The 8,792-nt window shown below is 60.9% G+C and carries 10 protein-coding genes and 1 pseudogene; 7 read left to right on the plus strand and 4 right to left on the minus strand.

Annotation, left to right across the window (positions count from 1 at the left end; all coding sequences use genetic code 11):
- Nucleotides 1-364: 364 nt before the first annotated feature.
- Nucleotides 365-685, plus strand: a pseudogene (locus tag ABWP09_RS11585) (integrase core domain-containing protein); the annotation flags it as partial.
- Between the two features lie 124 nt (nucleotides 686-809).
- Here the strand turns inward: ABWP09_RS11585 and ABWP09_RS11590 are convergent.
- Nucleotides 810-1,571, minus strand: coding sequence for an SDR family oxidoreductase (locus tag ABWP09_RS11590; RefSeq protein ID WP_353205291.1), 762 nt, complete (start codon nucleotides 1,569-1,571; stop codon nucleotides 810-812).
- 22 nt (nucleotides 1,572-1,593) lie between these two features.
- The gene (locus tag ABWP09_RS11595) at nucleotides 1,594-2,505 is read right to left on the minus strand and encodes an SDR family oxidoreductase (protein ID WP_353205292.1); all 912 of its coding nucleotides are present in this window, start codon (nucleotides 2,503-2,505) and stop codon (nucleotides 1,594-1,596) included.
- On the opposite strand from ABWP09_RS11595, the gene ABWP09_RS11600 reads away from it, so the two are divergent.
- Both ABWP09_RS11600 and ABWP09_RS11605 read left to right on the plus strand, forming a co-directional pair.
- Entirely contained in the window at nucleotides 2,482-3,486 is a 1,005-nt protein-coding gene (locus tag ABWP09_RS11600; RefSeq protein ID WP_353205293.1) for an SDR family NAD(P)-dependent oxidoreductase, read from the plus strand. The genes ABWP09_RS11595 and ABWP09_RS11600 overlap by 24 nt on opposite strands.
- On the plus strand, nucleotides 3,483-3,956 hold the full coding sequence (locus ABWP09_RS11605; RefSeq protein ID WP_353205294.1) for a VOC family protein: 474 nt from the start codon (nucleotides 3,483-3,485) through the stop codon (nucleotides 3,954-3,956). Before ABWP09_RS11600 ends, ABWP09_RS11605 begins: the two co-directional genes overlap by 4 nt.
- On the opposite strand, the gene ABWP09_RS11610 is transcribed toward ABWP09_RS11605, so the two are convergent.
- Nucleotides 3,953-4,468, minus strand: a complete 516-nt coding sequence (locus ABWP09_RS11610) for a VOC family protein (RefSeq protein ID WP_353205295.1) — start codon at nucleotides 4,466-4,468, stop codon at nucleotides 3,953-3,955. The two genes, ABWP09_RS11605 and ABWP09_RS11610, sit on opposite strands and share 4 nt — an antisense overlap.
- Nucleotides 4,462-5,241, minus strand: coding sequence for a sugar phosphate isomerase/epimerase family protein (locus ABWP09_RS11615; protein WP_353205300.1), 780 nt, complete (start codon nucleotides 5,239-5,241; stop codon nucleotides 4,462-4,464). Before ABWP09_RS11615 ends, ABWP09_RS11610 begins: the two co-directional genes overlap by 7 nt.
- A gap of 112 nt (nucleotides 5,242-5,353) precedes the next feature.
- Between ABWP09_RS11615 and ABWP09_RS11620 the strand changes: the two genes are divergently transcribed.
- The 4 genes from ABWP09_RS11620 to ABWP09_RS11635 all read left to right on the plus strand — a co-directional run.
- The gene (locus tag ABWP09_RS11620) at nucleotides 5,354-6,568 is read left to right on the plus strand and encodes an aromatic ring-hydroxylating oxygenase subunit alpha (RefSeq protein ID WP_353205296.1); all 1,215 of its coding nucleotides are present in this window, start codon (nucleotides 5,354-5,356) and stop codon (nucleotides 6,566-6,568) included.
- Between the two features lie 23 nt (nucleotides 6,569-6,591).
- Nucleotides 6,592-7,752 carry an acyl-CoA dehydrogenase family protein gene (locus ABWP09_RS11625; protein WP_353205297.1) on the plus strand — a complete coding sequence of 387 codons (1,161 nt, stop codon included), beginning with the start codon at nucleotides 6,592-6,594 and terminating at the stop codon, nucleotides 7,750-7,752.
- 2 nt (nucleotides 7,753-7,754) lie between these two features.
- A complete protein-coding gene (locus tag ABWP09_RS11630) occupies nucleotides 7,755-8,066 on the plus strand; it encodes a Rieske (2Fe-2S) protein (protein ID WP_353205298.1) in 312 nt (103 codons plus the stop codon).
- The coding region (locus ABWP09_RS11635) for a glutathione S-transferase family protein (RefSeq protein WP_353205299.1) at nucleotides 8,063-8,792 on the plus strand (730 nt) is incomplete at its 3' end. The genes ABWP09_RS11630 and ABWP09_RS11635, both read left to right, overlap by 4 nt.

An 8,792-nucleotide genomic window follows, 5' to 3' on the forward strand; every position in this document is an offset into this window, starting at 1 on the left:
AGAACCGCAAAGTACTGCTACGCTTGAAAAACTTTTGAATCGGGCTCTTAGGCAGCTGTCAATAATTCCGAGCCAGCCGCGGCGCCTGTCGCTGCGATTGTCATATCTGGCCGGCTAGATCCGAGATTTACAAGCTGTCATGCCAGACTGGATCCCCCTCCCCTGCAATGCATTTCGCAACCAGTCGGCGCAAAAGCGCGATCGCCCAGCCGACATGACGAAGCTAAATCGGCAACGGCTTGCTCCAGCGATAGCCTAAAGCTTTACACTCATGCAGGCTTTGGTGCAGCCGATCCGACACCCAAGATGAACCGCACCGGGATTGTCGAAGGTGCGTTGTCCGCGAGGTAAGCGCCATCGCCGAGCGTCGCGGGCTACCGAGCTGCCCAGTCGCGCAATCCTCGCCTGGTGCCACGACACCGGGGTCGCGTGGCACCACATCGCGCCGGGCACGCCGCAGCGGAACGGCTTCGTCGACAGATACAGTGGTCGCTTGCGCGACGAGTGCCTGAACGAGCACCTGTTCCCTTCGCTGGCTGCGGCGAGACGGATCATCGAGGCATGGCGGACGGACTACAACACCGTTCGTCCGCACCGCAGCCTTGGCGGGTTGGCACCCGCCGAGTTTACCAACCGCCCCCGCCACGGGCATATCGACACCGAAGCTAAGGTATCAGCGGCCTGAAATCGGGGAGCAGGTCATGGAGCAAAAATCTGATCGAATATTTTGCGCGAGATTTAGATATTGCTGAACGAGTCTGGCGGCAAAACTCTGTGCCGCAGACGGTTATTTTGCGAAGACTGGTACTTTACCATGCCCGGATCGTAAGAGCGTTGTCGATGACAAACTCGGCTCCGTTGACAAACCGGGACTCGTCCGATGCCAGGAACAGGACGATGTTTGCCACATCTTCAGGCGCGCCCTTTTCGCCCGCTGGCAATACGCCGGAAGCGACCGGTCTTTCTGTGCCAATACGCCCCTCGGCTTCCTGTACCATCGGCGTCTCGATCGCGCCGGGATGGACCGAATTGCAACGAATCCGGTACCCTTTATCTTGGCACATCACGGCGATCGATTTCGTCATCGATCTAACCGCGCCCTTGGCCGCAGAATAGGCAAAAAAGATCGGGTAGCCGAGTAACGCGCCGGTCGAAGACATATTGATGATAGAGGCATTTTCGGCGCGCTTGAGCAAGGGTAAGGCATATTTGCAGCCGAGGAACACGCCTTCGTTCATGATTGCGTTCACACGCCGGAACTGCTCGAGCGTCACGTCTTCGCAATCGGCCATCTGGACGATCCCGGCATTGTTAACGAGAATGTCGAGGTGCCCAAACCGCTGATCGACATCGGCGATGACAGCTTGCCACGCAGCCTCGCTGGAGACATCGAGCGCCATGGCAATGGCCCCATTTCCGATCCGGGTGGCCACCCGCTGTGCAGCGTCAAACGCGACATCGGTGACGATCACCGTTGCCCCCTCACGCGCCAGTGCAAGACAATCAGCGGCGCCAAGACCCGAGCCGCCACCTGTAACGAGGGCAATTTTGCCGTTAACGCGCCCAGTCATTTTTCTCTCCTGAAAGGCACCGTCATGCAGCGCCGTCTTCTTTGAAATAGTCGGGCAGCCCGCCGGGCCAGATCACGCCCCATTGGGCCTGCCCGCCATCGACGATGCTTAGTTCGCCATTAATGAAACGCGCCGCTGGCGACGCCAGATAGACGATTTTCTGCGCAATATCCCACGCATCGCCGCGCATCTTCATCGGATTGGCCTTGTGGAAACGCACGAGCGCCTCTTCGGGATAAACGCCGAACCCTTCGGTTTCGATCACGCCAGGACCAATACAGTTCACGCGAATCTTCAGCGGTGCCCACTCGGTCGCAAGCGTTTTGGACAGATAGATCACCCCGGCGCGCGCGGCACAGGTATGGGCTGCTTGCGGCATGCCGCGCTCCACATTGGCGACGATATTGACGATATTGCCGGGCACGCCGGCGTCGCGCCAGCGCTTTGCCGCCTCTTGCATCATCCACCAGCTTCCGTTCAGATTGGTGTCGATTACCGCCAACCAGCCCTTGCGGCTGAAGTCGATTGCGTCCTGCGGGAATTGGCCGCCGGCATTGTTGACGAGCGTGTCGATCCCACCGAGCGTGTCATGGACTTCGCCGATGAATGTCTCGACCGCATCAGGATCACGAATGTTCACGCTGCGTGTGAAAATCTGCTGCCCTGTGGCGTCAGAAATGAGCGTTGCCACGTGGGCGAGCTTGTCGGGGTCGCGCCCGCAGATCGCGACTCGGGCACCGAGCCGGGCGGCGAGGATCGCGGTCGCTTTGCCCATGCCGCTGCCGCCACCGGTGATGAGGATTCGCTTACCCACAAGCAAGTCCGTGCGAAAGATCGTCTCGCCACCGAGGAGCTGTTCATCGCTCATCCCTCGGACTGGACGGCCCGGGGCATTGGGGTCCGGCCGTACGTGGGGCTTTGCCGGGTTGTCCATCCACACATCCAATTCAATCGTTCGAAAACACTCATCACTGTTTTCGAAAAAACAATCAACCATGTCTTTTTCTGTGCGGCCAGACGTGCCAGTCTCGCGGATAAGGTGCAAGAGTTGCCCGGCGTGGCACGCGGCACTGCTTCAGACTTTGCAAGCACGGCTGATGGGAATTTAAGGAAACGCGGCATGGAAAAGTTCAAAAACAAGGTTGTCATCGTGATCGGCGCAGCCGGCCGGGACAATATGGGACAGTGTATCGCGCGTGCCTTTGCGCGGGAAGGTGCCATGCTGGTGGTGGCCGGGCGTGACGCCGCGCAACTCGAGCTTCTGTCGGCAGAAATCGGCGGTGCTGCCGTGGTCTGCGACATTACCAGCGAGAAGGATCTCAAGCGACTCGCCGAGACCGCGATCAATCGCTTTGGCGGGCTCGATATTGCGCTCAACGCAACCGGCTGGGGGCTGCTCAAGCCTTTCCTCGATACCACCCGGGCGGACCTCGAAGCAATTGCCGCGCTGCAATTCACCGGCGCAATCCTGTTCTATCAGGCGATGCTCCGCAGCATGCGCGACGGTGGCTCGCTCCTGCAAATTTCGTCCGCGACGGCATCGATCATGCTTGAGGATCATGCCGCCTATATGGGCACCAAGGCAGCGACCGATCATATCATCCGCTGCATTGCCAACGAATTCGGCCATCGCGGGATACGCGCAAATTCGATTGCGCCTGGCTTCACCACCACGCCGATGACCGAACGCGCCTCGCGTAACGCGGCCATTCTCGATACGTTTGCCAAGGAATATCCGCTTGGCCGCGTCGGCACGAGTGAAGACATTGCCGAGGCAGCGTTGTGGCTCGCGTCGGATCAGTGTTTCATGACCGGGCAGGTGTTGCAGGTGAATGGCGGGCTGACATTGCGCCGCAACCCCCGCAATGCCGAAATTGCCGCCGCAGTTCGGGCCGCGCGCGAGGCGGCGCGATGATTCGCGGCGTCCATCACCTCGCCATCTCGACGCCTGATCTCGACCGGTTTGTCGATCATTACGCGCGCTGGTTCGGCTTCGAGCGCTGCGGGGGCGGCGAATGGAAGGCCGGGAATGCGCGCGTTGATACGATGGTCGGTCTTGAGCAGTCGGCGGCACGGTATGAGATGATCCGGCTCGGCAATCTCTACATCGAAGCCTTCGAATACGCCGCGCCGCCGGGCGATCCGGTGCGCCCGCGGATGTGCGATCATGGCATAACGCACCTTTGCCTCTACAGCGATGACGTCTTTGCCGATTACACGCGCCTCAGCGCACTCGGGATGCGGTTCAACTGCCCGCCCGGGGGGAGCGCTGCGACCAGAGCGACCTATGGTCAGGACTGCGACGGCAATGTCGTCGAGCTTCTGCAGATCGTCGACCCGGCGTCCCGCTTCAGCTTTGCGCGCGCGATCGTGACGACCAGCTAAAGCTCGCGGATCAGTGTCGCCGGATCGCCATCCCAGCGGTCATGCGCTTTGCGAATGGCGCCGAAAAAGGCCCGGATACCGGGGCGATCTTCAAGGATCTCCAGCATCGCGCCAAGCGTCGCGCTGGTATCGAGATAGACAAAGCGAATGTCGCCGAAGCGACCTTCTGCAGCGATATCGACCCCGGCATAGGCGCGCAGCGCCGCATCGAAATCTTGCGCGATGATCGCGACATGATGAAACGCCGTCATACCCGCCGGGACGGTATCGCGAAACGCCGAGGGGCCGTCATCATGCTGTTCAACCAGCTCGATCTGAATGCTGCCCGACTGTGCAACCGCAGTGGAAAAGGCAACCGCGCGAGGCATGCCGCGATGCAGCGGTGCACTGATCTGCAGGTTACGATTGACGAGAAATGGGCCGACCCCAAGCGTTTGGTGCCAGTGATGGATCGCGGCGTCGAGGTTTGGGACCACCCAAGCGTGCTGAAGGATTTCAGGTCGGGTCAACATGCGCGTGCTTCCTCCCACTCTGCCAAAAATCGGCGGCTTGCCTCAACCGCGCGCTGCGCTCGGTCAAAGCCGGACATACCAGCGCTTCTGGCGGCAGATTGCGGAACCTCGATATCGAACAGCACGTCGCGGTGCAGCGCTCGGCTAAGGGCCAATAGGGGAAATTTCCCCTCCCCTGCGGGCAATCGCTCCCTGACCGCCTCGTGCCATCGCCGTTCCTCCGGCATGGCCGCGGGCCCATCGCACAGTTGAACGTAACCGATCAGATCGGCGGCGCGCGCCACATCGCAGGGCGCAGCGCCGCTACGGACCGCATGGAGCATGTCGAGCACGACCGATCCGCAGCCGGCCGCGCGGACGATCCGCTCTGCAGCGGGCAGCGTGCGCACGGCCGAAAACGCGTTGAATTCCAGCCCCGCGACAATGCCGTGCGCGGCGGCGCGAACGGCAAATTCGGCGAAGCGATCGACAGCGTCCTGGTCGCTCGACACATCATGGATGTGCGCCGTCGCGCGCGCTGCACCCAGTGCGGACCCGATCGCAAGGCCGCTCTCGAAATCCTCTCGCGCGCCGCTTCGATCGAGGGGGAAGACTTCGAGATTGGAAAGCGTCATGCCCAAATCGTGAAGCTTGGTGCGCAAAGCGGCGACATCGTGCGCGCTGACACACGGATAGCGGCTCGCGGCCGCGGCCGGCACATGGGTGAAGAGGCACACGCTGGTTAGTCCCAAGCGATTCGCAATGTCGATCAGCTCGGGCGGTTCCGCGTCCACTGCGGTCAGTTGATGCAGCGATAAGGCCAAACCCAAACCTCTTTAAAAAACATTCCTGATTGTTTTTATCTGAGGCTGTGCTAGCTCCAAGTCAACAGAAGTTGGAACATCGATGATGGACGTATCAACAGCCAGCGACTTTCGGCAAGCGATGGAGTTCGAGCGAAACCGCAAGGGGCCGCCCGATGGCTTCCCTGCGCTGCCTGATATTCCCGGTGCGCGCTATACCGATCCTGAGTTTCTGGCGCTTGAGCGTGAGCAGATGTGGCGCCGCGCTTGGCTCTACGCCGGGCACGCCGACCAGTTGGCGGAACCGGGAAGCTGGTTCCTGACGCGCAACCCCGGGTCCCCAATTCTGGTCGTGCGCGGACTGGATGGCGCAATCCGCGCTTTCTACAATACCTGCCAACACCGCGGCGCCCCGCTTGTTGCAGAGGCCTCAGGCGAAGCGCGCGGCTTTGTTTGCCCCTATCACGGCTGGAGCTACACGCTCGAAGGGAAACTGGTCGCGGTTCGCGATAAGCGCGATTTTGTTGACCTCGATTTCACCTGTCGTTCGCTGGTTTCGGTGCGGTGTGAAAGCATCGGCAATCTGATCTTCATTAACGAAGACGCCGGTGCAGAGCCTTTGGCCGATCACATCGGCCCGATGGCAGAGGAGTTCAGGCAATATCAGTTCGGCGCGCTCCGGCTGGTAGATTCACGCAGCTATGAGGTCGGTTGCAACGTGAAAGTGCTGCTTGATGCCTTTCTTGAAGTCTACCACATCAAGTCGATCCACGAGAAGACGGTCGATCGCTTCCTCGATCACCGCGGGATGGTCATTACGTTGTGGCCCAACGGGCATAGTCGAATGATCACGCCCAACAGCCGACCCGACTGGAAGGATCCCGGGACGATCGGCATGCCGCGCATCGAGACGGTCACCGAGGTGCCGGCCAACAACAATGTGAGCTATCTGATCTATCCCAATTTTGTGATGCCGCCATCGGACACGGGTGTTCCGTTACTTCAGTTCTGGCCGGTTACGGATACGACGTGCCGCGTGGTTTCGACCTGGATCGGTCCCGATTATGATCCGGCTGCTGCGAACCCGTTATGGGATACGCGGATCAAAAACTGGGAACGCATCCTGTACGAAGACCTGCAGTTTGCGCCGCAGATCCAGGAATCGTTGCAGAGCCGGGGCTTCCAGGGAATGCCGCTGAATTACCAGGAACGGCGCATCTATCATTGGCATGCAGAACTCGATCGCCGGATCGGGATCAACCGATTGCCAGCCGGAACCGCGGTCAAGCAAGTGCTTGGTGATTTTGTCGACGCCTGACAGGCCAGAAAGAGAGTGAAGCGGTGGATTTTCGATTAAGCCCCGACCAAAGAGCGCTTCAGGTAGCGGCGCGGACCTTTGCCCAGGCCGAGCTGCCGGCGATTGCGGCCGAATTGGAACGCGACAACAAGCCGCCCAGCCACGCTCTTGTTCATCGCTTCGCCGAAATGGGTTTCCTCGGGATCAACGTTCCGGCGGAATTGGGCGGTCTCGGGCTGGGCAATATCGAGGCGCTCGTCGTGCTGGAGGAATTCGCCAAGATTTCCTCGGCCGTTGCCTTCCCCGTCTTTGAATCCTCGGTTGGCCCGGTGCGTGCGATCGAGCATTTCGCACCGCCCGCGCTGCGGGACCGCGTGGTGCCACTGGTCTGCCGCGGCGAGATGATCATCGCGGTGTCGATGTCCGAACCCGAGGCCGGGTCGGCGCTCACCGATCTGAAAACGAAAGGAACCGTGGTCGGCGACAAGCTGATCCTCAACGGGACGAAACGCTGGTGCTCGGGTGGTGGGCATAGCGACGCATATTTGGTCTATTGCCGTTTGTCGGATGAACCCGGCGCCAAGGCGATCGGCGCGGTGCTGGTCGAAAAGGACACGCCGGGTCTGACCTTTGGGCCGAATGAGAGCCTGATGGGGTTTCGCGGCATTCCGTCCGCCGATCTGTACTTTGACGATTGCGCTGTTCCGCTCGACAATATCGTCGTTCCCGCCGGTGGGTTTCGCAAGTTGATGGAGGCGTTCGATCTTGAACGCTGCGGCAATGCGACGATGGCGCTTGGCCAGGCGTCGGGTGCGCTTGATGACATCAAGGCGTATGTCGTTGATCGCAAGCAGTTCGGCAAACCGATCGCCGAATTTCAGGCGGTGCAGCTGAAGCTGGCCGAAATGCAGATGAAAGTCGATGCAGCGCGGCTGTTGATCTGGCGCGCGGCGTCCAACGCCGAGGATGGGCTGCCGTCGGTGCTGGAAAGCTCGATCGGCAAATGCTTCAGCAACACGATCGCGCGCGAAGTGACGGGTGACGCCCTGCAACTGATGGGCGCGTATGGCTATTCCAAGGACTTCCCGATGGAGCGCCGGCTACGCGATAGCTGGGGCTGGGGCATTGCCGGCGGCGCGATCGATATTCAGAAAACCAATATTGCCGGGGCGATGCTCGGCCGGCGCTTCGATCAGCGGCGCTGAGCATGGCGCGCGTACGGATTGCGGCCCTGGCTGATCTGGCCGAAAATGGCGGGACCCCCATTGAAGTTGCAGGCCGCGCCTTGCTCGTATGCCGTTCGCGATCGGGGACCTTCGTGGTCGAAAATATGTGCAGCCATCAACGCGCCAAGCTGGAAGGCGGCAAGATTAAGGGGCCACATATTTTTTGTCCGCTCCATGGGGTTCGCTTCGATCTGCGCGATGGTTCCCCCACGGGGACCTTGACCAAGCTGCCGATCGTGGTGTTTGCCTCGATGATCGACGACGACGCAGTCTATGCCGAGCTTGATGCGTGAGCGACGACCGCCTCATTCTGCATCACCATGACCCCTCGCCCTTCGCCGAGAAGATCCGATTGGCCTTCGGGATCAAGCGGCTCGCCTGGAGCTCGGTCCTGATTCCGATGGCGATGCCCAAGCCCGATCTGATTGCGCTGACAGGCGGGTATCGCGGCACGCCGGTGCTCCAGATCGGCGCCGACATTTATTGCGACTCGCGGCAAGTGATCGCCGAGATCGAACGCCGCCACCCGTGCCCGCCGCTGTTGCAGTCGGGGCCGCTGGTCAATTTTGGGCTACAGCACTGGAGCGACGATGCGCTGTTCCCGCCCGGCGCGGCGCTGGCAATGCATGAGGGGGCAGCGGCGATGCCCGCCGGGCTGCTGATCGAGCGCAGCGCCTATTTCACCACTCTCGATTTTGCGCGGTTCGAAGCCGATGCGCCATATTTTCGCGCGCAACTGGCCGCACATGCGCTGCTCATCGAACGTCAGCTCGCCGATGGACGCCGCTATCTTCTCGGCGATGCGCCCGAATGGGCTGATATTGGCGCGTACTTTCCATTGTGGATGCTCAACGGCCATGTTGCGAGTGGTCCCGAGATCCTTGCAGGAAAGCCGCTTGTAGCCCGGTGGCAAGCCCGCATGGCAGCGCATGGGACTGGCGATCGGTCCGAACTTTCCGCTTCGGACGCGCTTGCCGTTGCGCGTTCGGCCAATTTGACACCCGGCCCGCTTGGCCCGC

This window comes from Sphingomonas sp. (genome assembly GCF_040398505.1).
In the GTDB taxonomy this organism is placed as follows: Bacteria; Pseudomonadota; Alphaproteobacteria; order Sphingomonadales; family Sphingomonadaceae; genus Sphingomonas.

Coding starts and splice junctions, on each gene's coding strand:
- ABWP09_RS11590 (WP_353205291.1), bottom strand. CDS start 1,571: ATGACTGGGCGCGTTAACGGCAAAATTGCCCTCGTTACAGGTGGCGGC.
- ABWP09_RS11595 (WP_353205292.1), bottom strand. CDS start 2,505: ATGGACAACCCGGCAAAGCCCCACGTACGGCCGGACCCCAATGCCCCG.
- ABWP09_RS11605 (WP_353205294.1), top strand. CDS start 3,483: ATGATTCGCGGCGTCCATCACCTCGCCATCTCGACGCCTGATCTCGAC.
- ABWP09_RS11610 (WP_353205295.1), bottom strand. CDS start 4,468: ATGTTGACCCGACCTGAAATCCTTCAGCACGCTTGGGTGGTCCCAAAC.
- ABWP09_RS11620 (WP_353205296.1), top strand. CDS start 5,354: ATGATGGACGTATCAACAGCCAGCGACTTTCGGCAAGCGATGGAGTTC.
- ABWP09_RS11630 (WP_353205298.1), top strand. CDS start 7,755: ATGGCGCGCGTACGGATTGCGGCCCTGGCTGATCTGGCCGAAAATGGC.